General features: G+C 61.9%; 21 protein-coding genes. 9 read left to right on the top strand and 12 right to left on the bottom strand.

Annotation, left to right across the window (positions count from 1 at the left end):
* Nucleotides 1-8: 8 nt before the first annotated feature.
* The 3 genes from AACY49_RS15770 to greB are packed head-to-tail and all read left to right on the top strand — an operon-like array spanning nt 9 to nt 3,732.
* On the top strand, nt 9-692 hold the full coding sequence (locus AACY49_RS15770; protein WP_007899869.1) for an ABC transporter ATP-binding protein: 684 nt from the start codon (nt 9-11) through the stop codon (nt 690-692).
* On the top strand, nt 692-3,196 hold the full coding sequence (locus tag AACY49_RS15765) for an ABC transporter permease (RefSeq protein WP_339524940.1): 2,505 nt from the start codon (nt 692-694) through the stop codon (nt 3,194-3,196). Before AACY49_RS15770 ends, AACY49_RS15765 begins: the two co-directional genes overlap by 1 nt.
* Nucleotides 3,197-3,234: 38 nt before the next feature.
* Complete coding sequence (greB, locus tag AACY49_RS15760; protein ID WP_258699790.1) at nt 3,235-3,732, top strand: transcription elongation factor GreB; 498 nt, start codon at nt 3,235-3,237, stop codon at nt 3,730-3,732.
* 18 nt (nt 3,733-3,750) lie between these two features.
* Here the strand turns inward: greB and AACY49_RS15755 are convergent, their stop codons facing one another.
* The 3 genes from AACY49_RS15755 to AACY49_RS15745 form a co-directional block, all read right to left on the bottom strand.
* On the bottom strand, nt 3,751-4,059 hold the full coding sequence (locus AACY49_RS15755) for a class I SAM-dependent methyltransferase (protein ID WP_339524938.1): 309 nt from the start codon (nt 4,057-4,059) through the stop codon (nt 3,751-3,753).
* A gap of 259 nt (nt 4,060-4,318) precedes the next feature.
* A complete protein-coding gene (locus AACY49_RS15750; protein ID WP_258699788.1) occupies nt 4,319-4,753 on the bottom strand; it encodes a DoxX family protein in 435 nt (144 codons plus the stop codon).
* 103 nt (nt 4,754-4,856) lie between these two features.
* A complete protein-coding gene (locus tag AACY49_RS15745; RefSeq protein ID WP_258699787.1) occupies nt 4,857-6,278 on the bottom strand; it encodes a transglycosylase SLT domain-containing protein in 1,422 nt (473 codons plus the stop codon).
* A 235-nt stretch (nt 6,279-6,513) separates the two neighbouring features.
* Between AACY49_RS15745 and AACY49_RS15740 the strand changes: the two genes are divergently transcribed.
* From AACY49_RS15740 to AACY49_RS15730, 3 genes are all read left to right on the top strand, one after another.
* Nucleotides 6,514-7,323, top strand: coding sequence for a TatD family hydrolase (locus tag AACY49_RS15740; protein ID WP_339524935.1), 810 nt, complete (start codon nt 6,514-6,516; stop codon nt 7,321-7,323).
* A gap of 191 nt (nt 7,324-7,514) precedes the next feature.
* Nucleotides 7,515-8,996: a methyl-accepting chemotaxis protein gene (locus AACY49_RS15735; RefSeq protein WP_339524933.1), complete on the top strand. Its 1,482-nt coding sequence runs from the start codon at nt 7,515-7,517 to the stop codon at nt 8,994-8,996.
* Between the two features lie 217 nt (nt 8,997-9,213).
* Nucleotides 9,214-9,582: a terminase gene (locus tag AACY49_RS15730; RefSeq protein WP_258699783.1), complete on the top strand. Its 369-nt coding sequence runs from the start codon at nt 9,214-9,216 to the stop codon at nt 9,580-9,582.
* Here AACY49_RS15730 and AACY49_RS15725 read toward each other — a convergent pair whose 3' ends face one another.
* From AACY49_RS15725 to AACY49_RS15715, 3 genes are all read right to left on the bottom strand, one after another.
* Entirely contained in the window at nt 9,583-10,404 is an 822-nt protein-coding gene (locus tag AACY49_RS15725; protein ID WP_339524931.1) for an acyl-CoA thioesterase, read from the bottom strand.
* Nucleotides 10,405-10,628: 224 nt separating this feature from the next.
* A complete protein-coding gene (locus AACY49_RS15720) occupies nt 10,629-11,396 on the bottom strand; it encodes a CHAD domain-containing protein (protein WP_339524929.1) in 768 nt (255 codons plus the stop codon).
* Nucleotides 11,397-11,442: 46 nt separating this feature from the next.
* Nucleotides 11,443-11,721: a hypothetical protein gene (locus AACY49_RS15715; protein WP_258699722.1), complete on the bottom strand. Its 279-nt coding sequence runs from the start codon at nt 11,719-11,721 to the stop codon at nt 11,443-11,445.
* A 221-nt stretch (nt 11,722-11,942) separates the two neighbouring features.
* On the opposite strand from AACY49_RS15715, the gene AACY49_RS15710 reads away from it, so the two are divergent.
* Nucleotides 11,943-12,992 (top strand): patatin-like phospholipase family protein, encoded by a 1,050-nt coding sequence (locus tag AACY49_RS15710; RefSeq protein WP_339524926.1) that lies wholly within the window; start codon nt 11,943-11,945, stop codon nt 12,990-12,992.
* A gap of 128 nt (nt 12,993-13,120) precedes the next feature.
* Here AACY49_RS15710 and AACY49_RS15705 read toward each other — a convergent pair whose 3' ends face one another.
* The 6 genes from AACY49_RS15705 to kdpF all read right to left on the bottom strand — a co-directional run bounded on the left by AACY49_RS15705 (nt 13,121) and on the right by kdpF (nt 21,297).
* Complete coding sequence (locus tag AACY49_RS15705; RefSeq protein ID WP_320393770.1) at nt 13,121-13,819, bottom strand: response regulator; 699 nt, start codon at nt 13,817-13,819, stop codon at nt 13,121-13,123.
* 48 nt (nt 13,820-13,867) lie between these two features.
* Nucleotides 13,868-16,519, bottom strand: a complete 2,652-nt coding sequence (locus AACY49_RS15700) for a sensor histidine kinase (protein WP_258699719.1) — start codon at nt 16,517-16,519, stop codon at nt 13,868-13,870.
* 158 nt (nt 16,520-16,677) lie between these two features.
* Nucleotides 16,678-17,223: a potassium-transporting ATPase subunit KdpC gene (kdpC, locus tag AACY49_RS15695; RefSeq protein ID WP_339524922.1), complete on the bottom strand. Its 546-nt coding sequence runs from the start codon at nt 17,221-17,223 to the stop codon at nt 16,678-16,680.
* Nucleotides 17,224-17,436: 213 nt separating this feature from the next.
* Nucleotides 17,437-19,494, bottom strand: coding sequence for a potassium-transporting ATPase subunit KdpB (gene kdpB, locus AACY49_RS15690; protein ID WP_339524920.1), 2,058 nt, complete (start codon nt 19,492-19,494; stop codon nt 17,437-17,439).
* A gap of 10 nt (nt 19,495-19,504) precedes the next feature.
* On the bottom strand, nt 19,505-21,199 hold the full coding sequence (gene kdpA / locus AACY49_RS15685; RefSeq protein ID WP_339524918.1) for a potassium-transporting ATPase subunit KdpA: 1,695 nt from the start codon (nt 21,197-21,199) through the stop codon (nt 19,505-19,507).
* 8 nt (nt 21,200-21,207) lie between these two features.
* A complete protein-coding gene (gene kdpF / locus AACY49_RS15680) occupies nt 21,208-21,297 on the bottom strand; it encodes a K(+)-transporting ATPase subunit F (protein WP_007899818.1) in 90 nt (29 codons plus the stop codon).
* A 473-nt stretch (nt 21,298-21,770) separates the two neighbouring features.
* Here kdpF and eat point away from each other — a divergent pair, with 473 nt between their 5' ends.
* Together eat and AACY49_RS15670 are read left to right on the top strand one after the other, a co-directional pair.
* Complete coding sequence (eat, locus tag AACY49_RS15675) at nt 21,771-23,135, top strand: ethanolamine permease (protein ID WP_258672872.1); 1,365 nt, start codon at nt 21,771-21,773, stop codon at nt 23,133-23,135.
* Nucleotides 23,136-23,279: 144 nt separating this feature from the next.
* A complete protein-coding gene (locus AACY49_RS15670) occupies nt 23,280-23,447 on the top strand; it encodes a DUF2897 family protein (RefSeq protein WP_080932608.1) in 168 nt (55 codons plus the stop codon).
* Nucleotides 23,448-23,625: the final 178 nt, after the last annotated feature.

The following is a 23,625-nucleotide window of genomic DNA, read 5'->3' as shown; positions in this document are numbered from 1 at the left end:
GATTCTCCATGGGCGCAAGCATTCTCACCGCGAAGAACCTCAGCAAAGTGGTTCCCAGCGCGGAAGGTGAACTGACTATCCTGCACGAACTCAGCCTGGAACTGAACAAGGGCGACAGCCTGGCCATCGTTGGCGCCTCCGGTTCCGGCAAATCCACCCTCCTCGGCCTGCTGGCCGGTCTCGACCTGCCGAGCAGCGGCGAAGTCACTCTCGCCGGCCAAGGCCTGAGCAATCTCGACGAAGACCAGCGCGCGCGCATCCGCGCCGAGCATGTGGGTTTTGTCTTCCAGTCCTTTCAACTGCTCGACAGCCTCAACGCCCTGGAAAACGTCATGCTGCCGCTGGAACTCGATGGCCGCAAAGACGCCCGTGAGCGCGCCACCGAACTGCTGCAACGGGTCGGCCTGGGTCAACGCCTTACCCATTCGCCACGCCAGCTCTCCGGTGGCGAGCAGCAACGCGTAGCGATTGCCCGTGCATTTGCCGCAGAACCCGACGTGCTGTTCGCCGATGAACCCACCGGCAACCTCGACAGCCACACCGGCGAGCGCATCAGCGATCTGCTGTTCGAACTCAACCAGGAAAGCGGCACGACCCTGGTGCTGGTAACCCACGACGAACGCCTGGCTCATCGCTGCCGGCGCCTGATCCGCCTTGAAGCCGGCCTGCTGGTCGCCCCTCTGGAGCCTTGATGGCACGCTTGCCGCTGTTGCGCCTTTTCAGTCTCGCCATTCGCCAACTGCTGCGCGATGCCCGCGCCGGTGAGTTGCGCGTGTTGTTTTTCGCCTTGCTGGTGGCCGTGGCGGCGAGTACCGCCATCGGTTACTTCGGTGCCCGCCTGAACGGCGCGATGATGCTACGCGCCACCGAGTTTCTCGGTGCCGACCTGGTACTCGAAGGCAGCTCACCGGCACGACCGGAACAGGTAAGGAGTGGCACAGAGCTGGGCCTTGAGCACGCTCAGGTGGTGGAGTTTTCCAGCGTCATCGCCACCGACAACGGCATTCAGCTGTCCAGCATCAAAGCCGCCGATGACGTCTACCCGTTGCGTGGCGAACTGAAAAGCGCCCCCGCACCCTTCGCGCCGCAAGAGCCCGGTGGCGGTCCGAAACCCGGCGAAGCCTGGGTCGAAGCACGACTGCTGACCGCGCTGGACTTGAAGATCGGTGACAGCATCGACGTTGGCATGAAAACCCTGAAACTGATGCGGGTGCTGACCTACGAACCGGATCGCGCCGGCAACTTCTACAGTTTGACGCCACGGGTGCTGATCAACCTTAGCGACCTTGAGGCGACCGGCGTGGTGCAACCCGGCAGCCGGGTCAGTTACCGCGAACTCTGGCGCGGCAACGCCCAGGCGCTGGAAACCTATCGTCAACTGATCAAGCCCGGCCTGGCCGCCAACCAGCGCATCCAGGATGCCCGCGATGGCAATCGGCAGATCGGCGGCGCCCTGGGCAAGGCCGAACGTTATTTGAACATGGCCAGTCTGGTGGCGGTGCTGCTGTCCGGTGTGGCGGTAGCGTTATCGGCGACACGCTTCGCCACCCGCCGATTCGATGCCAGCGCGTTGCTGCGTTGCCTGGGCCTGTCCCGTCGGGAAACCATGGTGCTGTTCAGCCTGCAACTGACGGTACTCGGACTGCTCGCCAGCATCAGCGGCGCCCTGCTTGGCTGGCTGGCACAGCTCGGGCTGTTTGCGCTGCTACGTGATTTACTACCGACCGATGTTCCACCGGGAGGCCTGTTCCCCGCAATCGCCGGGATCGGCACCGGGCTGGTCGCGCTCGCCGGTTTCGCCCTGCCGCCACTCGCCGCTTTGGGTCGAGTGCCGCCGTTACGGGTGTTGCGTCGCGACATGCTGCCGATTCCGTCCAGCACCTGGATGGTCTATGGCGCGGCATTGGGCGCCCTCGGCCTGATCATGTGGCGCCTGAGCCTCGATCTGGTGCTGACCTTCGCCCTGCTGGGCGGCGGTGTGATCGCGGCGCTGGTGCTGGGCGGTTTGCTCTTGCTGCTACTGAAGAGCCTGCGCCGGATGCTCGCGCGCGCCTCATTGCCATGGCGTCTGGGGCTGGGTCAATTGCTGCGTCATCCACTGGCGGCGGCGGGTCAGTCCCTGGCTTTCGGCTTGATTCTGCTGTCCATGGCATTGATCGCTTTGCTGCGCGGCGAGTTGCTCGACACCTGGCAAAACCAGTTGCCGAAAAATGCCCCGAACTATTTCGCCCTGAACATTCTGCCGGCGGACAAACAGGCCTTTACCGATCGACTGATGGCGTTGTCGGCCCAATCGGCGCCGCTGTACCCGGTAGTGCCGGGACGGCTGATCAGCATCAATGGCGAACCGGTGCAAGACATCGTCAGCAAGGACTCGGCCGGTGATCGAGCCATTCAACGCGACCTGAGCCTGACCTGGGCGGCAGACCTGCCGGCCGGCAATAAACTCACCGTCGGCAACTGGTGGGAGCAGCAACCGACGGATGAAATACCCGGTGTATCGGTGGAAGGTAAAGTCGCCGAAAGCCTCAAACTCAAGCTTGGCGACCACATGGTGTTTACCGTCGGCGGGGTCAATCGGGAGGCGAAAGTCACCAGCCTGCGGGAGATCAACTGGGACAACTTCCAGCCTAACTTTTTCATGATTTTCCAGCCTGGCACCCTGAAGGACTTGCCGGCGACCTACCTGACCAGCTTCTATCTGGCAGCCGGCCACGATCAGCAGATCGTCGACCTGTCCCGCAGCTTTCCGGCAGTGACCATTCTGCAAGTCGAAGCCTTGCTGGAGCAGCTGCGAAGCATCCTCGCCCAAGTGACCCTGGCGGTGGAATACGTGCTGTTGTTCGTGTTGGCGGCGGGGATGGCGGTGTTGTTCTCCGGCTTGCAGGCAACCCTCGATGAACGCATTCGCCAAGGCGCGTTGCTGCGAGCACTAGGCGCCGAGCGGCAGTTGCTGGTCACTGCCCGGAGGATCGAGTTCGGTTTGCTCGGCGCGGTCAGCGGGTTATTGGCTGCACTGGGATCGGAACTGGTGAGCCTGGTGCTCTACCGCTACGCCTTCGACCTGCCCTGGCATCCGCATCCATGGCTGTTGGTGTTGCCGCTGATCGGCGCCGTGCTGATCGGCGGTGCCGGTGTGTTCGGCACCCGCCGCGCCTTGAACGCCAGCCCGCTGACAGTCTTGCGCGAGGGTTGATAAACTCAGACCCAAGTACTCAACCACAAGAAGTTGCCATGAGCCGTTATCGCCCTCCCCGCACCGCTGGCACCGCGCTGATCACCCCCGAAGGTGAAGCGCGGATGCGGGCCGAGTTTCATGAGCTATGGCATGTACGCCGACCGCAAGTGACGCAGTCGGTCAGCGAGGCGGCGGCACAGGGCGATCGCTCGGAAAACGCCGAGTACACCTACGGCAAAAAGATGTTGCGCGAGATCGACAGTCGCGTGCGCTTTCTGACCAAACGCCTGGAAGCCCTCAAGGTCGTCAGCGAGAAGCCCAGCGATCCGAACAAGGTCTACTTTGGCGCCTGGGTCACGATTGAAGATGAGGACGGCAAAGAGTCGCGCTATCGCATCGTCGGCCCGGATGAGCTGGATTTGAAACAGAACCTGATCAGCATCGACTCGCCGCTGGCCCGCGCCTTGATCGGCAAGGCGCTGGACGCCGAAGTGCGCGTGCAGACGCCAACCGGTGAGCAGTGCGTGTATATCGTGGCGATCGAGTATTTTTGAGCCGCGGCGCTCTGAGCCTCAACGGCGGGCAATCAGCCCTTGGCGCGCGACGCGGGTCAACTGTTTGATCATTTCAGGCGCATCCTCGGCGCTGGGCGATTGAATCACCGCCAGATCGAAGCTGTCGTTGGCAAACCGTGCCAGTGACTCGCCGTCGTCGACAAATTGAATAAGGAAGGCTGCTGGACCGCCGGTACGACGTGGCCAGCCATCGAGGTAACGCAACAGCGTCGGCTGATGTTTACCGCCAAGCAGGATTTTGGGATTGCGTTGGGTGGGATGTGCCGTGATCGGCGCGGGGCGTATAACGGGGCTTAATGCATTCATTGTGTCGTGTCTCTGCCTCAAAAGTCTGCATGGCAGGTGAGAGGCAACACCGAGCCAGCGCTTTAGCGGTATTTCGAAGCCTGTTCCAAGCTTCTATCGGCAACTGAATGAGTCACCTGGCGCCCCGCAAGTAGCTGTTTAAATCGGCGCATGAGCAGCATCCTAGAGAAGCTGACCGGACAGTGTCAAGAATCACCAGCAACAAAAAAGGCCTGCACGTGCGTCGCACAATGCAGGCCTTTTCGTTGAACCAGAGCGGTCAGTTGGTGATGGCGCGGTCTACCGACAGCTTGCCTGCACCTTCGATCAGTACCGCGAGGCTGCCGCCGAGCAAGGCCAGGGCGAATTCATAACCGTTGTTGGCCATGAACAGACCGTTGCTGATATGCACCGAAAAGATCGCAACCAGCGAGAGGAAGCTCAGCCCCAGCGCCGCCGGGCGCGTCAGCAGGCCGATGATCAGTGCCAGACCACCGAAGAACTCGGTACCACCCGCCAGGATCGCCATCAGGTGACCCGGCGCCAATCCGATGCTTTCCATGTACTGCGCGGTACCGGCAATGCCATAACCGCCAAACATGCCAAAGAGTTTCTGTGAGCCGTGGGCCGCGAAGATGATGCCGACGAAGATCCGCAGAATCGTCAGGCCGTAGCCCGCGCGGGTAGACAGTACCTTGTTGATCAGTGTGCTCATGCTGTGTCATCCATTGTGAGTGTGTGTTGGTTGGCCGCCATATTAATCAGATAATTTCATGTTAAAAGCGCAAAAAACGCACCATAACAATCAGTTTAGCCGATCATTTCCGTGAGGCAACTTTCTGCCCCTGGGGCTCCAACGACTCCCGCTCCCGATCGAACGCCAGGTAATACTTGTTCACGCTATTAACATAGCTGACGGCGCCCATTCCCACTTGCTCCATGGCAATACGCTCGACCTGGAAGAACCACTGGTTAGGATTCAAGCCCCGCCGCCGAGCCTCGGCGCGCATGCCCTGGACCCGCTCCGGCCCCATGTTGTAGGCCGCCAGCACAAACGCCATACGCTCGCGCTCGTTGAGTTTGGGGCTGGCAAAAAACTTGCGGCGAATCATCGCCAGGTACTTGGCCCCGGCCTGCACATTGGCGTCGAGACTCTGGATGTTACTGACGCCAACCCGCTGGGCAGCGGACGGGGTGATTTGCATCAGGCCAGTGGGGCCGCTGCCGCTTCTGGCGTTGGGTTGCAACGCCGATTCCTTGAAGGCCAGCGCCGCCAGATTGAGCCAGTCCATGCCCTCGGCTTCAGCGTGCTTTTGCAGCACCGGTCGAAGTTTCTCCAGACGCTGCCGATCGGCCTTGGCCAGGGGATAGTGCACTTGATACAGGCGCCGGTAGATCCGCAGGAACGCTGCATCCTGGTCCGACGGCTTCTTGTAGGTGGTCAGGAAGCGATCGATGCTCGCCCGCAGCATTGAGGCATCGCGGCGCACGAACCAGTATTCCTCGCCCGGCTCGCTGATGAGGACCTGTCGATCGAAGCGCAACTTGGGCAGGATCTTGCCCCAGCGCTCGGCAATCGGTTGCTCGACGATCGTCAGATGAAAGATTCCGCCCTGAACCATTTCCAGCACGTCCTCGACGGCCAGACTTGGATCGACCCACTCGATCTTCACCGGGGGCAATTTGTGCAATGCGAGCTTCTGATTGATCTGACTGACCGCATCCCCGGCGGCACTGCCGGTGGGCAGCGCGAGGGTTTTGCCCGAGAGTTGTTCGAGACGGGTGTAATGTCGTTCGCCTTTGATCCCCACCAACAGCAACGGCACATTGCTGGCAATCGGTTCACTGGCGCTGACCGCGTGGCCCGATTGCGGATCGAGCAATTCCCCCGGCGCGACCAGATCCCCCTCCCCGCGCTGCAACGCGCCGAGCAGTTGATCCTTGGCTTTGGGAATGATTTTGAGGGTGATCTCCTGGCCGTCACGGGCATGGCCATTGAGGTATTGCTCGAAAGCCCGCAGGCGATGGTATTCGACGCCGATGGTCTGGCCCTGGACTTCGCCGGAGCTGTTGCGGCTCTGGTTGACCAGTACCCGCAGCACGCGACTGCTGCGAATCTCCGACAGGTCGCGGACCTTGGCCGCGGGCACGGCTTGCAACGGCCCGGCCAGACGCGCAACCACCGGCATCGGCAGCAGCAACGAACAACACAGCAGTAGCAAAACCGAGGGACGTGTCATCCACTCTCCGGAAAGAATACTGGCCAACTTCATGGTGATTTCATGATGTCGGGCGACAGAAACAGAGCGCTGGAAGCGCTGGCAAAGTGCGAGAGAGTGGCACAGTGATGGCATTTCTACCAACCCAACCTGTCTCGCGGCCTCAACAGACAGCTTTAACTCGTTGTAGTTCTTGGTTTTTCTTATAAATCTACAGCTCTGATATGCTTTCCGGCCTTTGGTCCGAGGTAGCACCATGCAACTCATCGATATCGGCGTCAACCTGACCAACCCCAGTTTTGCCGACAAACACCGGGCTGTACTCGACCGCGCCTATGCTGCCGGGGTCTGCCAACTGGTGCTCACCGGGACCAGCGTCGAGGGCAGCGAACAGGCCCTGGAGCTGTGCCTGCAACTGGACGAAAGCGCTCAGCGGCTGTTCGCCACGGCCGGCATTCATCCACACTCGGCCAGTGACTGGAACGCCGACAGCGTCCAGCGTCTGCGCGGTTTGCTCAAGGAACCGAACATGGTGGCCGTGGGTGAATGCGGCCTCGATTTCAATCGTGATTTCTCGCCCCGCCCGCAGCAGGAAAAAGTCCTCGAAGAGCATCTGGCGATGGCGGTCGAGCTGCAACTGCCGGTGTTCCTGCACGAGCGCGACGCCAGCCAACGGTTGCTGGAGATCCTGCGCGACTATCGCGATCAATTGCCGGCTGCCGTGGTGCACTGCTTCACCGGTGAAAAAAAGGCGCTGTTCAGCTATCTCGACCTGGATTTGCACGTCGGCATCACCGGCTGGATCTGCGACGAGCGCCGGGGCACGCACCTGCATCCGTTGGTCAAAGAGATTAAACGCGGGCGCTTGATGCTGGAGAGCGATGCGCCGTATCTGCTGCCGCGCAGTCTGCGACCCAAGCCGAAGAACGGTCGCAACGAGCCGGCGTATCTGACCGAAGTGTTGCGTGAAGTCGCGTTGCATCGCGGTGAAACGGTGGAAGATTTGGCTGCTCACAGTACTGCCTGTGCACGAGCATTCTTCGGTCTGCCCTCAATCCCCCAATAACCACACATCCCCCTGCTCGCGATGGTGGCACCTGCAGCATTCATGTTGCTGACAGACCGCTATCGCGAGCAGGCTCGCTCCCACATTTGGATAGGCTGCGCTCGTTGACCTGCATCAACATCTGAATCCCTGAATAGCGGCACAATAATGGCACCTTGCCAAAACTGTTTCCGCTATCAGAGAAGACCTCCATGGGTGCCTGGCTTAGCAATATCTCGCTGAAATACAAATTCTGGGCGGTCAACGCCGTCGCCTTCGTCACCACCCTGTTGCTGGTGCTGTACGCCGTGCAGCTCGAACAACAGGCCCGCAGCCACGCCGCCCAGGCTTCGGCCCAGGCCCAGGCGCGATTGCTCAACGCCTGGCCTGCCGGGCAGCCGCTGCCCAAGGCCGACAATCTGCTGGCTTTCAGTCGCGGGCAGGCGCCGTTGCTGAACGGACAACCGCTGCTGGAGCTGACCGATACCCACGGTTGGGTCGAGATCAATGCCATGCCGCTGTTCGGGGAAAATCCGTTGATGGGCGCCGAGGTGTTCACTCGCCCCGACGGTCAACAGGTCGCGGTGATTGCCTACGGTTCAAGCCTGAGCCAGGTGTTCAGCGAACGCTTCACTCACTACGCGGTGGCGGTGTTCATCCTGATGCTGGCCATGCTCGGCGCGTCGCAACTGTTGATCCGCTTCCTGCTCAGCCAGCTCAACACCTTGAAAGACGTGATGCTCCACGTCGAGAAAAGCGGTGACCTGTCGGCCCGTGTGCCACTGGCTTGCAAGGATGAAGTCGGGCAGATGGCCAACGCCTTCAATGCCATGCAGGCCGGTTACCAGCGGGTGGTCAACACCGTCGCCAGCACCGCCCGGCAACTGGATGTCGGCGCCGCGCGGCTGGCCTCGAGCATGAACGAAGTGCGTCACGGCATGCTCGGTCAGCAAAGCGAAACCGATCAAGCCGCCACGGCGATCAACGAAATGACCGCCACCGTCCATCACATCGCCCAACACGCCAGCGCCACCCGCGACCTCTCGCAAACCGCCGACACCCTGGCCGGCAGCGGCCAGGAAGTGGTCACGCGGGTACAGAAATCAATTGGCGGGTTGTCCACCGGCGTGCAGCAAACGGCCGAGATGATTCAGCGACTGGCCGAAGACAGCCAGAAGATTAACGGCGTGGTCAGCGTGATCCACAGCATCGCGGAACAGACCAACCTGCTGGCCCTTAACGCCGCCATCGAAGCGGCCCGGGCCGGTGAGATGGGGCGCGGCTTTGCGGTGGTCGCCGATGAAGTGCGCAACCTGGCCAAACGCGTCCAGGCGTCCACCGACGAGATCACCACCATGGTTTCAGCGCTGCAGGCCGGCACTCGGGACGCAGTGGACTTTATGCAGGAAAGTTCGTACAAGGCGGACGACTGCATGCAGCAGGCTCAGGAAGCCAGTGTGGCCCTGGCCGAAATCACCGGTGCGGTGGCGCAGATGCGTGAAAGCAATACGCAGATCGCTGTGGCGGCCGAGCAGCAGAGTCATGTGGCCGAAGAAATGAATCGGGCGGTGGTGAGCATTCGCGACGTGACCGAAAACACCGTGCAGCAGACCGTGAATTCGGCGATCACCAGCAATGAGTTGGCGATGTTGGCCGGGGAATTGAGCAAGGCCATCGGGCAGCTGAAACTGTGACGGCCCCATCGCGGGCAAGCCCGCTCCCACAGGATTAGCGCTATTTCAAAATTTGCGCATTACCTGTGGGAGCGGGCTTGCCCGCGAAGGCGTCAGCCCGGTCAACATCAATATTGCCCATGACCCCTATCACTTCGATAGCCAGCCTTGATTCGCCGACGGCTTTCGCCCGACCTATCCTTTGTTCATGAGCCTCAACGAACCAAGGATAAGCATCATGGGTAAACGTCACCCCAACCTTCCCGCCTGGCAATGGCGAGCGTACCCGCACAATCACCAGCACCCGACCAATCTGGTGTTGCACCTGATTGCCGTGCCGTTGTTCATCGTGGCGTTTTTGCTGATGGTCTCGGGGGTGTTCAGCCTGGATCTGGCGAGCGTCGCGATCGGTGTCATCGGCCTGCTCGCCGCCCTGGGCCTGCAGCGTCACGGTCACAGCCTGGAGGCGCAAGCCTCCGAACCATTCAGTGATCGCAAAGACGCCGTATCACGCTTGCTGGTCGAGCAGTTCCTGACCTTCCCACGATTTTTCTTCAGTGGCGGCTGGTGGCGCGCCTGGCGTGAGCGGCACCGTCGCCATCGCTGATCAGGCGAAAATCGTGACGGTCTGCCGACTCATGGCGATCAACTGACCGTCTTCGCTCCACAGTTTCGCGGCGGCGTGTCCGTAGCCGTCTGTGGCATGCTCGATGTCCACCAGGTACTTGCACCAGTCCAGCGTGCTCAACGCAAGCAACGGCTGGACGAATTCGATGGTCCAGGTCAGCGTGCTGCCCGCCGCCGGTTTCTTCAGGTGCGACAACAAGGCCGGCGGCCAGGCGTCGACCAGCGCCAGAATATGCGCCTCGCTGACCGCCTCGCCCTCCCCATCCCCATCCCCATCCCCATCCCCATCCCCACGCAAGCGCACCCATCCCCCCATGTCCCGTGATTTGTTACCGGTGAACGGCATGCCACCAACACTCCAGCGCATGGCCAGGTAACGCATGAATTCCGGGGTCACGCCTTTGAGGTACGGCAGTTCCTGGCAGTCGTCCCAGTGCTTCATCTCGGGAGCCGGGTTGGCCGTGACGACCACTTCGGACGGTCGCGAGGCACCGAAGCTACCCTGGACCAACGTCACCACTTGCCCCTTCTGCAGAGCCCGACCCAGCACCTGGCTGACGGCTTTGCCTTCACGCAATACATCGACTTCAAAACTGACCGGCACATCGGGCTCGACCGGGCCGACAAAGGTGATTGCCAGCGAGCGCACCGGGCGATCCGCCGGGACTTTTGCGCGCATGGCTTCGTATTGCAAGGCGGCTATCAGCCCCCCAAAACTCGCCCGCCCCTGGCCCCATTCGGCTGGAATAGACACTTCCTGCGGCTGGCTGCGAACAGCGTCGAGCAGATCGGAAAAGCGCATGGGAACCTCAGAGACAGGGAAATGGATGGAGCGATCTTAACCAGCCCGCAAGGCAGGCACAGCGCTTATTCCGGCCAAAATCACTGACAGATGAGCCGTACCTGGCAGGAACACACAAACTAATGTGGAAGCGGGCTTGCTCGCGAAAGCGGTCTGACATTCAACGCCTATGTTGAATGTCAGACCGCTTTCGCGAGCAAGCCCACATTGGATTTGTGGGGGTTTCAGGATTTGAAGCAGGCGGCGCTGAGTTTGTCGAGGACGCGGTCGGCGCGCTCTTCGGCGTTGGCCATGGTGGTTTTCCAGATGGCAACACACGGCTGCAAATCGGGCTCTTCCCGGGCGCGGGCCAGCCACTGCCAACTGTCGTGCCAATCGCCCAACGCCGCCTGGGCCGACTTCAGTCTGGGCAGGGCCGCTTCCGGCAAACGATCCAGTTCGGGGTAGGCTTCGATGCCATAGCGCACGCGCTTGATCAGCAGACGTAGACGATGGCGGTCATGGGCCGGGTCATGCAGGGCCTGATCGAGTTTCTTCCATTGTTTGGCCAAGCGTTTTTCGATGCGTTTGCGCAAGCCCTTGAGCAAGCCCTGGCGCTGAGAGGCCCGCAGGAAACGCGGAAACGCGTCAAGGATCATCAGCAACTGTGCCAGCTCCGGGCTCGTCGCCACCGCTGGATAAGCCTCGGCCATCCGCGCCATGCGCCGGTGCGCGGCCTCGGGTTGATCGTGCTGGAGCAAGTACGCCGCCAGCACTTCACGATCGCGCAACGGTGTGGTCAGTTGGCCGACCCGGGACGACGCCGCCTCCAGCTGTTCGACCCCGGGCAAACCGCGCAAGGGCCGCAGCAGGCTGCGCAACCGGCGCACAGTGGTGCGCAGGTCGTGCAGCGCTTCCGAGTCGGTACGGACACTCAAGCGAGCCTGACAGGCCAGCAAACGGACTTCCAGGCCCACTACATGAGCCACCAACCGATCAACCAAGGCCGACATCGCGTGCTCCCTGAATCGAATTGCCCCAAGTGCGCTCCATCATGCCTCAACGGCCGGCGCGGGACTCACGAATGTAGAAACGGGCCTTCTCGGCCTTCCTGGAGCAGCCCTCGTAGGCTTCGAATTGCTGCTGGGTCTTGGCACCGGTCAGCAACGACAGCGCCTTGGAGTAGCTGACGGTCCCGGCGAAGCCCTCGACCTTGGCCAGGTCCAGTTCATGCCAGGCGGCGTCGAGCTGGCTACCGCAGCTGTCACGGTAAGCGGTTTTACCGGCACAACCGGCCAGTGCCAGGGCAATCATCGGCACACAGATCCAGGCTTTCATCACTCACACCTCAAAAATAGGTAAACAGTCGTGCAGGTAAGACCGCTCTGGCGCGTGAAAAGTGCCTTGTACCTGTAGTGGAAACTATAGCGCTCGCGAGAACACCCATTCGCCTTCCCGGAGTATCAAATAACGACGCACTGGCCCTGTCGAACGACCATAGCGATTGAAGCATGCCCCTCGATGGGTGCATTGTTGAGCCTTGTCAGAGAGGTCGATTCATGAAAAAGCGTGTCGCACTGGTGTTGGGCTCGGGTGGCGCCCGGGGCTACGCCCATATTGGCGTCATTGAAGAAATCGAACGGCGCGGCTACGACATCGCCTGCATCGCCGGTTGTTCCATGGGCGCGGTGGTCGGCGGGATCTATGCCGCCGGTAAACTCAACGATTATCGCGACTGGATCGAGAGCCTGGATTACCTCGACGTGTTGCGTCTGGTGGACGTCAGCTTTCGCCTGGGCGCGATCCGCGGGGAGAAGGTCTTCGGGCAGATCCGCAAGATCGTCGGCGAGATCAATATCGAAGAGCTGCGCATTCCCTATACGGCCGTGGCCACGGACCTGACCAACCAGCAGGAAATCTGGTTCCAGGAAGGTTGTCTGCACCAGGCCATGCGCGCCTCGGCGGCGATTCCCAGCCTGTTCACGCCCGTGATGCAGGGCAATCGAATGCTGGTGGACGGCGGTATCCTCAATCCGTTGCCGATCGTGCCAGTGGTGTCGAGCCATTGCGACCTGATCATCGCGGTCAACCTCAACTCCACCAACCAGCGTCACTATCAATTGCCGGTGATTCAGCGCCCGGCGGCATTCAGGTCTCGGTTCGACAGCCTGATCAACTCGCTGGGTTCCAAATTGCCCTTCCGCCGCAAACAGGCCGAACAATTGCTGCTGCTGGAAAAGGAAGCGTTGATGGCAGAAGCCGCCGAGATCAACCCGTGGATCGAATCCGCCGAGCCCCAAGCCCAGCAACCGGCGGCGGCCCCGGAAAGCAATGGCGCACCAAAGTCCGCCACCGGGTCGATCATCATCGACAACGTGGGGCCGGCGTCCTTGCTGGACCTGATCAACCAGAGTTTCGAGGTGATGCAGACGTCATTGGCGCAGTACAAGATTGCCGGGTATCCGCCGGATATCCTGATCAACGTGCCCAAGCGGGTGTGCCGGTTTTTCGAGTTTTACAAGGCGCCGGAGTTGATCGCGCTGGGGCGCGAGATCGCGCGCGATACGCTGGATCGGTATGAGAATGAGCGAAATGAAGATTGGCGGTGAATGATCCGGCGCCATCGCGGGCAAGCCCGCTCCCACAGTGTCCCGGGTGTTCACAAATCATGTGACCGCCACAAAAACTTGTGGGAGCGGGCTTGCCCGGGATGGCGCAGGATCAGGCATCACAAAACCTAAAGGCTACCCTCACTCAACAACCGATACCCAACCCCCGCCTCGGTGACGATGAACCGTGGCTGAGTCGGATCGTCCGCCAGTTTCTGTCGCAAGTGCCCCACCACTATCCGCAGATAGTGGCTGTCTTCTGTGTGGGTCGGCCCCCAGATGTCCTTGAGCAATTGCTGCTGGGTGATGACCCGCCCCGGGTGCCGTGCCAGTTGCGCCAGCACGGCGTATTCCTTGCGCGTCAGCGCCACTTCGGCGCCGTCCAATAGCACCCGGCGATAAGCCAGGTCCACGGTGAGCGGGCCGAAATAGAGCGCCGCTTCCTGGGCCTCTCCCGTCGGTGCCTGACGCAACAAGGCGCGCACTCGGGCCAGAAATTCCTGGATGCCGAACGGCTTGGTCACGTAGTCGTTGGCGCCACCGTCCAGGGCTTGGACTTTCTGCCCTTCGCTGGCGCGCACCGAGAGCACCAGCACCGGCACCGTCGACCATTCGCGAAACTCGCGCAGCACCTGTTGGCCGTCCATGTCCGGGAGGCCGAGGTCGAGCACCAGCAGGTCGGGTTTGTTCAACGCGGCCTGGGCCAGGCCTTCCGTGCCGGTGCCGGCTTCCAGCACTTTGTAGCCTTGGGAGGCCAGGCTGATGCGCAGGAATTTGCGGATCTGCGGTTCGTCGTCGATGACCAAAATGGTCGCGGTCTGGCTCATGAATTCACATCAACACAAAGAGGTGGCAAGAGAGTAGCGCAGGCGGGTTCAGGCTTCACTGTCCAATCCCGGCTGAGTCTGCAACGGCAGGTGCAGCGTGATGCAGGTGCCGCGCCCTTCGATACCGTCGGCGATGCTGATCCGCCCGCCATGGGCACCGACCATGCCCTGACAGATCGCCAGCCCCAGCCCGGTGCCCTGCCCGCCGCGATCGCCGCGCGCGGCGGTGTAGAACATGTCGAAAACCTTCGCCCGTTCCTCCTCCGGAATCCCCGGCCCCTCATCGCTCACCGAAAAAAACAATTCGCTGTCAGTGGTGCCGGCACGCAATTCAAGACGCCCGTGGGGCGGTGAGAAACGCGCGGCGTTTTCCAGCACATTGACCAGTGCTTGTTCGATCAACGCGGCATGCACATAGAGCAGCGGCAGCTCGGCCGGCACTTCGGTAATGACTTGCAACGACGCCAGCACCGCGCGCAGACGATTGAGCGAACTGCCGACGATGTCTGCCGGCGACACCCAGTCCCGCGCCAGCTTCAGGGCGCCGTGACCGAGGCGAGTCATGTCCAGCAGGTTTTGAATGTAGCGATCCAGCCGTTCGGCTTCATCGCGGGTGCCTTCGAGCAGTTCGCGGCGGTCCGCAAGCGGAATCGCTTCGCCCAGCGCCAGCAGGCTGTCGATGCTGCCGCGCATGGAAGTCAGCGGTGTACGCAAATCGTGGGACACCGAGGCCAGCAGCGCACTGCGCAGTTGCTCGGTTTCGCCATGCAAGCGCGCCGCCTCAAGGTCATCGGCCAGTTGCGCCCGGGCCAACGCCTGGGCCAGCGGTTGGCTCAGCGCGGTCAGCAAACGCCGACGCTGGCCACTCAGGGTCTGGCCCTCTTTGGCACACACGCCGAGCAGCGCCAGCGGCCCGTCGTCCACCGACAACGGCCACCACCACCAGCGCCCGAACGGCAATGTGCCGGTGCCCGCGCCGGCCGGTTGGTCGTGTTGCCAGGCCCAATCGGCGGCGGCGCGCTCGGCTTCGGAAAACTCCAGCGGCCCACCGGTTTCGACTTTCCAGCCGCTCTGTCCATCGCGATTGAGCAGGCACAGTTTCAGGTCGGTCCAGCCATTGAGGTGCTGCGCCGCAGCGCTGACCACCGCCTGACGGTCGGTGGCGGCGGTGAGTTTGCGCGACAGGTCGAGCAGTTCGCTGGTTTCTTCCTGAGTGTCGCGCAACGCCTGCAATTGCCGCCGTTGTCGCGCCGCCAGGTTGCCGGTGAGGGCCGCCATCAACAGGAAGAACAGCAAGGTCAGCACGTCTTCTTCGCGCTGGATGGCAAATGAGAATTTCGGTGGAATGAACAGAAAGTCATAGGTCAGAAACGACAGCGCCGCGCAGGCCAGCGCCGGGCCGAGGCTGCTGCGCACCGCCACCAGCAACACCGCCGCGAGGAACACCAGCGAAATGTTGGGCAACGGCAAGACGCTCGACACCGCCCAGGCCAGGGCACTGGCGAGCACCGTCGCCACCAGCGCCAACGCGTAGTCGAACCAGACCAGCGATTGCGCCGAGCGTTGGCGTGGCTGATGCTGTTCGTGATCGCTGTCGAGCACGTTGATTTCCAGCCCGCGGGCATCACGCAGCAAACGTGAGGCCAGACCGCCGCCGAACAACCGTCGACGTAAACGCTGGCGTGACTGCCCCACCAATATCAGACTGGCGCGACGTTCGGCGGCGTGCTGGATCAAGGTTTTCACCACCTCACCGGCGCGCAGCAACACCACTTCCCCCCCGAGGCGTTCGGCCAGTTGCTGAGCGTTTTGCAGGCGCAGGCGCGACTGCTCGTCGCGCACGCGGCCGTTGTCCACATGCACCAGGCTCCACGGCAGATGCCGGCGCTGGGCGACGCGACTGGCGTGACGCACCAGACGCTCGGCCTGAGCATCGCCATCGACCCCCACCAGCAAACGACCGCGCACGGCCGGTGCGGCCTGCCCCAACTGGCGATAACCCTGGGCCAGATCGTCATCGACTTGAGCCGCAGCGGTTTGCATCGCCAGTTCGCGCAGGGCGGTGAGGTTGGTCTGGGTGAAGAATGCATCGATGGCCGCCCGCGCCTGCTCCGGCACGTAGACTTTGCCGTCGCGCAGACGCTCCAGCAACTCACGCGGCGGCAGGTCGATCAACAGCAGTTCGTAGGCTTCTTGCAACACCCAGTCCGGCAGGGTTTCGCGCACCTGTACGCCGGTGATACCGCGCACCTGATCGTTGAGGCTTTCCAGATGCTGGACGTTGACCGTGGTGAACACGTCGATGCCGGCGGCCAGTAGCTCCTGGATGTCTTGCCAGCGTTTGGTGTGACGACTGCCGGGGGCATTGCTGTGGGCCAGTTCGTCGACCAGCACCAGTTTCGGTTTGGCGGCGAGCAAGCCGTCGAGGTCCATTTCTTCGAGCATCACACCGCGGTATTCCGAGCGCACCAACGGTTGCTGCGGTAAACCCGCGAGTAGCGCTTCGGTTTCGGCGCGGCCGTGGGTTTCAACCACCCCGGCCATGACTTTCACGCCCTGACGCAGTTGAGTGTGGGCAGCTTGCAGCATGGCGTAGGTCTTGCCGACGCCCGGGGCCGCGCCAAGGAACACCTTGAGCCGGCCACGGCCATCGCGGGGCAGGTCTGCTAACAGCGCGTCGGCGCGGCCGGAGTCACTCATGCTTGAAGCTCTCTCTCATTCTGATGTTGATACAGTGACTGTCTGGGCCTCTTCGCGGGCAAGCCCGCTCCCACAGGGATCGATGGTGGTCACAAATTCTGTATCCACCATTGCCTCCTGTGGGAGCGGGCTTGCCCGCGATTGGCAGCGCCACCGATTTACAGCTTTTCCAGCGCCGCATTCAACTCAAGCACATTCACCACCGGCGGCCCCACCAACGGCTGCTCGATGTGCGCGTCCAGCAGTTGTTCAAGCGTAGACACTGGCAGATTGCGTGCCGCCGCGACACGCGCCAGTTGATAGGCAATCGCGGCCGGTGGCAAGTGCGGATCGAGACCGCTGCCGGAGGTGGTCAGCAAGGCCAACGGCACCGGGCCCTGCCCTGGCACCTGCAATTTATTGGCCTCGTCGATAACCCGAGTGGCCAGCGCCGGATTGCTCGGCGAGAAGTTGCTGGCGCTGCTCGACACGGTGGCAAAGGCACCGGCCGATGGCCGTGGATGGAACCAGGCGTCGCCGACGAAATCCTGGGCGATCAGCGACGAGCCGCGGACCTTGCCGTCAGCGTCGCGCACCAGGCTGCCATTGGCCTGGTCCGGGAAGGCGACCTGGGCGACGCCGGTCACCACCAAGGGATAGGCGACGCCGGTGATCAGGGTCATCAGCACTAGCAGGCTCAGGGCCGGACGTATCAGTGTGGACATTTCAAAATCCTCGATTCGAAGAATACTCATCACTCGGAAGGCACACACATCACCTGTGGCGAGGGAGCTTGCTCCCGCTCGACTGCGCAGCAGTCGTAACTCGGTGAATGCGCTGTGCCTGAATAAACACGGTGGCCTGAGGTGGGGCCGCTTCGCAGCCCTGCGGGAGCAAGCTCCCTCGCCACAAAAAGCCCCTGCCTCAAGCAACAACCGCTAAACCAGATGCAACGCCGTCAACAGCATGTCGATCGCCTTGATCCCCACGAACGGCACCAGAATCCCGCCCAGTCCATAGATCAGCAGATTGCGCCGCAGCAACGCCGCCGCACTCGCCGCTTGAACTCGCACCCCCCGCAGCGCCAATGGAATCAGCACGACGATGATCAAGGCGTTGAACACAATCGCCGAGAGAATCGCGCTCTGCGGACTGCTCAGGTGCATGACGTTGAGCACACCCAGTTGCGGATAGATCGAGGCGAACAGCGCGGGCAGGATCGCGAAGTACTTGGCCACATCGTTGGCGATGGAAAAGGTGGTGAGCGCACCGCGGGTCACCAGCAACTCCTTGCCGATTTGCACCACATCCAGCAGCTTGGTCGGGTCGCTGTCGAGGTCGACCATGTTGGCCGCCTCGCGCGCCGCTTGCGTACCGTCGTTCATCGCCATACCGACGTCCGCCTGGGCCAGGGCCGGGGCGTCGTTGGCGCCGTCGCCGCACATGGCAACCAGCCGACCGTCGTTCTGCTCATGGCGAATGCGCGCCAGTTTTTTCTCCGGCGTGGCTTCGGCCAGCACATCATCCACGCCCGCTTCGGCGGCAATCGCGGCGGCGGTCAGCGGGTTGTCGCCGGTCACCATGACGGTGCGAATCCCCAGCTTGCGCAGCTCGGCGAAACGCTCACGAATACCGGGTTTAACCACGTCCTTGAGGTGAATGACACCGAGCAATTTGCCGTCGGCGCACACCAGCAACGGCGTACCACCGCTCTGAGCGATCTTGTCGATTTCCCGGGACAGAGGTGCTGCCAGATCGGCGCGTTTCAGGCCGACGAAGGCCAGCAGCGAATCCACCGCGCCCTTGCGATAGACCCGGCCCTGATAGTCGACACCGGACAGGCGGGTTTCCGCGCTGAACGGCACAGCGGTCAGCAGCTCGGCGGATGGCTCGGGTTGCGGATGAAGGCCGCGCAGGTAGTCGACGATGGATTTGCCTTCAGCCGTGTCATCGGCCAGGGAAGCGAACAACGCGCCTTCGGCCAGTTCCCTGGCGGTGACGCCAGGCGCGGCATAAACCGCGGAGCAGCGACGATTGCCGAAGGTGATGGTGCCGGTCTTGTCCAGCAGCAGGACGTGTACGTCACCCGCCGCTTCCACGGCGCGACCGGATTTGGCGATCACGTTCAGTCGCACCAGGCGATCCATCCCGGCAATCCCGATGGCCGACAGCAAGCCACCGATGGTGGTCGGAATCAGCGTCACCAATAGCGCCACCAGGAACACCAGCGGCAGGTTGCCGTTGGCGAAGTGGGCGAACGGTTGCAGGGTCACTACCACCAGCAGAAAGATCAGGGTCAGGCCGATCAGCAGGATATCCAGCGCGACTTCGTTCGGGGTTTTCTGGCGTTTGGCGCCTTCGACCAGCGCGATCATGCGGTCCAGGGTCGACTCACCGGGGTTAGCGGTGATGCGCACCAGCAGCCAATCGGACACCAATCGAGTGTTGCCGGTGACGGCCGAGCGGTCGCCGCCGGACTCGCGAATCACGGGGGCCGATTCACCGGTAATCGCCGCTTCATTGACCGCCGCGATGCCCTCGATCACCTCGCCGTCACCGGGAATCATCTCCCCCGCTTCGACGCGCACCACATCGCCCTTGCGCAGGCTGGTGGCGGGCACCACCTGGAAGCTGCCATTGGCACTTTTGCGCCGGGCGCTCAAGCCTTCGCTGCCGGCCTTGAGGCTGTCGGCGCGGGCCTTGCCGCGACCTTCGGCCAGTGCTTCGGTGAAGTTGGCGAACAGCACGGTGAACCACAGCCACAACGCGATTTGCGCGGCGACGAAGGTCGGCACGGCGGTGTCGGGAATGAAGCACAGCACGGTGGTGAGGATCGCGGTCAGTTCCACCACCAGCATCACCGGCGCACGCTGCAATTGCCGTGGGTCGAGCTTGACGAACGCTTGCACCAGCGCCGGGCGCCAGAGGGCCGAGATCGCGGTTTTCGGTTGTTCCGGCGCCTTGACGACGGCGGCTTTCGTTGCGGGCATATTCATCATTGACTCCTTAGAAGCCCAGGCTCAGGTGTTCAGCAATAGGACCCAGCGCCAGCGTCGGCAGGAAGGTCAAACCACCCACCAGCAAAATGGTCACGGTCAGCAAGGTCACGAACAGCGGGCCATGGGTCGGGAAGCTGTTCTGACCGATAGGAGCGGTTTTCTTCATCGCCAGGCTGCCGGCCAGGGCCAGTACCGGAAGGATGTAGCCGAAGCGCCCGATCAACATGCCCAGCCCCAGCATCAGATTGTGGAACGCGGTGTTCGCCCCGAAGCCACCAAACGCCGAACCGTTGTTGGCACTGGCCGAGGTGTAGGCATAAAGCAACTGGCTAAAACCGTGAGCGCCAGGGTTGCTCACCGCCGCCACCGGGCCAGGCAAGCTGGCGGCAATCGCCCCCAGCACCAGCACGCCCACCGGCATCACCAACAAGGTCACCACCAGCAACTGAACTTCCTTCGCTTGCAGTTTCTTGCCGAGGTATTCCGGGGTGCGGCCGATCATCAGCCCGGCGAGGAACACCGCGATCAGCACGTTAAGCAACATGCCGTAGAGCCCGGCGCCGACGCCGCCGAAGATCACTTCGCCGACCATCATGTTGACCATCGCGACCATGCCGCTCAGCGGGTTGAGGCTGTCGTGCATGCCGTTGACCGAGCCGTTCGACGCCGCGGTAGTGGTGACCGACCACAGCACGGTGGCGGTGGTGCCAAAGCGCGCTTCCTTGCCTTCCAGCGGCGCGGTCTGTTCGACGGCGACGTTGGCCAGGGTCGGATTGGGTTGATATTCAGCCCACAACGACGTCGCACCGCCGATCAAAAACAACGCCAGCATGCAGGCGATGATCGCGCGGCTCTGACGCAGGTCTTTCACGTAATGGCCGAAGGTGAACACCAGCGCCACCGGGATCAGAATGATCGAGGCGACCTCGAACAGGTTGCTCCACGCCGTCGGGTTCTCGAACGGGTGCGCCGAGTTGACGCCGAAGAAGCCACCGCCGTTGGTGCCCAGTTGCTTGATCGCGATTTGGCTGGCAGCCGGGCCGAGCGGGATCACCTGATCGACGCCCTGCATGGTCACGGCATTCACATACTGCGCGAAGGTTTGCGGCACACCCTGCCACACCAGGTACAGCGCCAGCAGCAAGCACAATGGCAACAGCCCGTAGAGGGTGGCGCGAGTCATGTCGACCCAGAAGTTGCCCAGGGTTTTGGTCGACTTGCGACCGATGCCGCGACACAGCGCAACCAACACCGCCAGACCAGTGGCGGCGCTGACGAAGTTCTGCACGGTGAGGCCGACCATCTGGCTCAAGTAGCTCAGGGACGCTTCGCCGCTGTAAGCCTGCCAGTTGGTGTTGGTCATGAAGCTGACAGCGGTGTTGAACGCCAGCGTCCACTCTTGACCCGGCAGGTTTTGCGGGTTCAGCGGCAAGTGATCCTGGAACAACAGGATCGTGAACAACAGCAAAAAACCCGCGAGGTTAAAGGCGAGCAAGGCCAGGGTGTATTTCTGCCAACTCTGTTCGGCCTGCGGATCGACGCCGGCCACCCGATAGCAGCCACGCTCCACCGGGCCAAGAATCGGCGAAAGCCAGGTGCGCTGCCCTTCCATCACCTTGTAGTAGAAGCGCCCCAGAAACGGTGCCGGAATCAGCACCACGGCGAAGAAGGCGAGGATCAGCCAATAGTCATAACTGTGCATAGCCGCTCCTAGTTCCGGTCCGCGCGCAACAGCGCAACCAACAGATAAATGAACAGCCCCACTGCCAATAGCAGTGACACTCCGTCCAGAACGCTCATGGAAGTTCTCCGTGTTACGGCGTATTGCCGCGTGTGGAGTGATTGTCTGCAGGGAGGCTGTAAAGGCGCGAGATCGAGGGAGGTGGCGAGGCATAAAGAATGCGTAAAGAGTGGGTTTTATGGCTTTGTTACAGCGGTGTCCGGGGGGGCTCATCGCGGGCAAGCCCGCTCCCACAGGTTTTTGTGATTTCCGGGCAAACGCATTCCATTGTGGGAGCGGGATTGCCCGCGATGGCGGTCCACAAGGATATGCGTTTGTCGATGCACCACCGTCCCCTGTAGGAGCGAGGCTTGCCCGCGAAGACGGCATAACGGCCGACAACGCCCCCAACTGGCGCACAAAAAGCGCCCATCCAGCCGCGAACATCCTCGATACGACAGCTTCCAGCGCTTTACGACGCCCATCTGAAAAATGGCACGCCCGCTGCACACGCCCTCCCCCGAGCTTTTCCAAACCGTTCAGGGGGCAACACATGAACACACAACTCAAACCCACGCTGGGCACGCTGCACCTGTGGGGTATCGCGGTCGGGCTGGTGATTTCCGGTGAGTACTTCGGCTGGAGTTACGGCTGGGGCGTGGCCGGCACACTCGGTTTTCTGGTGACCTCGTTCATGGTCGCCACGATGTACACCTGCTTCATCTTCAGTTTCACCGAACTGACCACGGCGATTCCCCATGCCGGTGGTCCCTTTGCCTACAGCCGCCGCGCCTTTGGCGAAAAAGGTGGATTGATTGCCGGGCTGGCGACCCTGATCGAATTCGTTTTCGCCCCGCCGGCGATTGCCCTGGCGATCGGTGCCTACCTGAACGTGCAGTTTCCCGCCCTCGACCCGAAACACGCGGCGGTCGGTGCCTATATCGTGTTCATGGGCCTGAACATCCTCGGCGTGAAACTGGCCGCGACCTTCGAACTGGTGGTCTGCGTATTGGCGGTCGCCGAATTGCTGGTGTTCATGGGCGTGGTCGCCCCGGCGTTCAGCTTCAGTAACTTCGCGCTCAATGGCTGGGCCGGTTCTGATGTGTTCGGTGCGCCAGCGATTGCCGGTATGTTCGCGGCCATTCCGTTCGCCATCTGGTTCTTCCTGGCCATCGAAGGCGCGGCCATGGCCGCCGAAGAAGCCAAGGACCCGAAACGCACGATTCCCAAGGCCTACATCAGCGGCATTCTGACTTTGGTGCTACTGGCGATGGGCGTGATGTTCTTTGCCGGTGGTGTCGGCGACTGGCGCACCCTGTCGAACATCAACGATCCGCTGCCACAAGCCATGAAAGCCGTGGTCGGCGAAAGCTCCGGCTGGTTGCACATGCTGGTGTGGATCGGCCTGTTTGGCCTGGTGGCGAGTTTCCACGGGATCATCCTCGGCTACTCGCGGCAGTTCTTTGCGCTGGCCCGGGCCGGTTACCTGCCGGCCTCCCTGGCCAAACTGTCGCGCTTCCAGACCCCGCACCGGGCAATCATCGCCGGTGGCGTGATCGGCATCGCGGCGATCTACAGCGACGGCCTGATCAACCTCGGCGGCATGACACTGACGGCGGCGATGATCACCATGGCGGTATTCGGCGCGATCGTGATGTACATCATGAGCATGCTCAGCCTGTTTAAACTGCGCAAAACCGAACCGAACCTGGAACGCACTTTCCGCGCACCCTGCTACCCGTTGCTGCCATTCATTGCGCTGGTGCTGGCGGTGGTTTGCCTGGTGGCGATGGCCTGGTTCAACACCTTGATCGGGTTGATCTTCCTTGGATTCATGGCGGTGGGTTTCGTGTACTTCATGCTCACCGCGCAACTACGTGCCGATGCGCCGGCGGATGCGATGTTGACGGGACTTTAAACAGTCGCCGTGTCAAGGTTGTGCGGCGGCTACGGCATATCAGGCATAGAATGGAACCACTGCGAAAATTGATCGCTCAAAAGTGGTAAGCACGATCGGTTGGCGAAACCCTTGCCCACCGGTTTGCCCTTAAGGAGAACTCCTATGCCTTGGTATGCCTGGTTGATTCTGATCGTTGCCATTGGCTCGATCGTTGGCGGTTTGATGATGCTGCGCGACACCGCCGACAAGGTCGAATTGACTGAAGAGCAACGTAAACGCGTCGCCGAACGAAACGCGGAAGCGGATGCCAAGGATGCGCAGGACCGCTAGATCAAAAGATCGCAGCCTTCGGCAGCTCCTACGCGGAATATGCGTTTCCCTGTAGGAGGGTCCGCCCCGTCTTCGACGCCGCGCTGTCGCGCAGCAAACTGGGGGGATCTAAAGTTGAGAGCGCGCGCGGGGCAGAGACCGTCATTAGCACTGGTGTGTCCGCACCCGAGTAGGAGAG

Origin of the sequence: Pseudomonas sp. EL_65y_Pfl2_R96 (assembly GCF_963970905.1) — a bacterium.
In the GTDB taxonomy this organism is placed as follows: Bacteria; Pseudomonadota; Gammaproteobacteria; order Pseudomonadales; family Pseudomonadaceae; genus Aquipseudomonas.
Note: the sequence above shows the minus strand (reverse complement) of the source record. Positions and strands in the feature narration are given on the sequence as shown.

What these genes read in the sequence shown, in the direction of transcription:
- AACY49_RS15735 (WP_339524933.1), top strand. Translation starts at nt 7,515, where the DNA reads ATGGGTGCCTGGCTTAGCAATATCTCGCTGAAATACAAATTCTGGGCG.
- AACY49_RS15725 (WP_339524931.1), bottom strand. Translation starts at nt 10,404, where the DNA reads ATGCGCTTTTCCGATCTGCTCGACGCTGTTCGCAGCCAGCCGCAGGAA.
- AACY49_RS15765 (WP_339524940.1), top strand. Translation starts at nt 692, where the DNA reads ATGGCACGCTTGCCGCTGTTGCGCCTTTTCAGTCTCGCCATTCGCCAA.
- AACY49_RS15715 (WP_258699722.1), bottom strand. Translation starts at nt 11,721, where the DNA reads ATGAAAGCCTGGATCTGTGTGCCGATGATTGCCCTGGCACTGGCCGGT.
- AACY49_RS15705 (WP_320393770.1), bottom strand. Translation starts at nt 13,819, where the DNA reads ATGAGCCAGACCGCGACCATTTTGGTCATCGACGACGAACCGCAGATC.
- AACY49_RS15740 (WP_339524935.1), top strand. Translation starts at nt 6,514, where the DNA reads ATGCAACTCATCGATATCGGCGTCAACCTGACCAACCCCAGTTTTGCC.
- eat (WP_258672872.1), top strand. Translation starts at nt 21,771, where the DNA reads ATGAACACACAACTCAAACCCACGCTGGGCACGCTGCACCTGTGGGGT.
- AACY49_RS15755 (WP_339524938.1), bottom strand. Translation starts at nt 4,059, where the DNA reads ATGAATGCATTAAGCCCCGTTATACGCCCCGCGCCGATCACGGCACAT.
- kdpF (WP_007899818.1), bottom strand. Translation starts at nt 21,297, where the DNA reads ATGAGCGTTCTGGACGGAGTGTCACTGCTATTGGCAGTGGGGCTGTTC.
- greB (WP_258699790.1), top strand. Translation starts at nt 3,235, where the DNA reads ATGAGCCGTTATCGCCCTCCCCGCACCGCTGGCACCGCGCTGATCACC.
- AACY49_RS15730 (WP_258699783.1), top strand. Translation starts at nt 9,214, where the DNA reads ATGGGTAAACGTCACCCCAACCTTCCCGCCTGGCAATGGCGAGCGTAC.
- kdpC (WP_339524922.1), bottom strand. Translation starts at nt 17,223, where the DNA reads ATGTCCACACTGATACGTCCGGCCCTGAGCCTGCTAGTGCTGATGACC.
- AACY49_RS15700 (WP_258699719.1), bottom strand. Translation starts at nt 16,519, where the DNA reads ATGAGTGACTCCGGCCGCGCCGACGCGCTGTTAGCAGACCTGCCCCGC.
- AACY49_RS15670 (WP_080932608.1), top strand. Translation starts at nt 23,280, where the DNA reads ATGCCTTGGTATGCCTGGTTGATTCTGATCGTTGCCATTGGCTCGATC.
- AACY49_RS15745 (WP_258699787.1), bottom strand. Translation starts at nt 6,278, where the DNA reads ATGACACGTCCCTCGGTTTTGCTACTGCTGTGTTGTTCGTTGCTGCTG.
- AACY49_RS15770 (WP_007899869.1), top strand. Translation starts at nt 9, where the DNA reads ATGGGCGCAAGCATTCTCACCGCGAAGAACCTCAGCAAAGTGGTTCCC.
- AACY49_RS15720 (WP_339524929.1), bottom strand. Translation starts at nt 11,396, where the DNA reads ATGTCGGCCTTGGTTGATCGGTTGGTGGCTCATGTAGTGGGCCTGGAA.
- AACY49_RS15710 (WP_339524926.1), top strand. Translation starts at nt 11,943, where the DNA reads ATGAAAAAGCGTGTCGCACTGGTGTTGGGCTCGGGTGGCGCCCGGGGC.
- AACY49_RS15750 (WP_258699788.1), bottom strand. Translation starts at nt 4,753, where the DNA reads ATGAGCACACTGATCAACAAGGTACTGTCTACCCGCGCGGGCTACGGC.
- kdpB (WP_339524920.1), bottom strand. Translation starts at nt 19,494, where the DNA reads ATGAATATGCCCGCAACGAAAGCCGCCGTCGTCAAGGCGCCGGAACAA.
- kdpA (WP_339524918.1), bottom strand. Translation starts at nt 21,199, where the DNA reads ATGCACAGTTATGACTATTGGCTGATCCTCGCCTTCTTCGCCGTGGTG.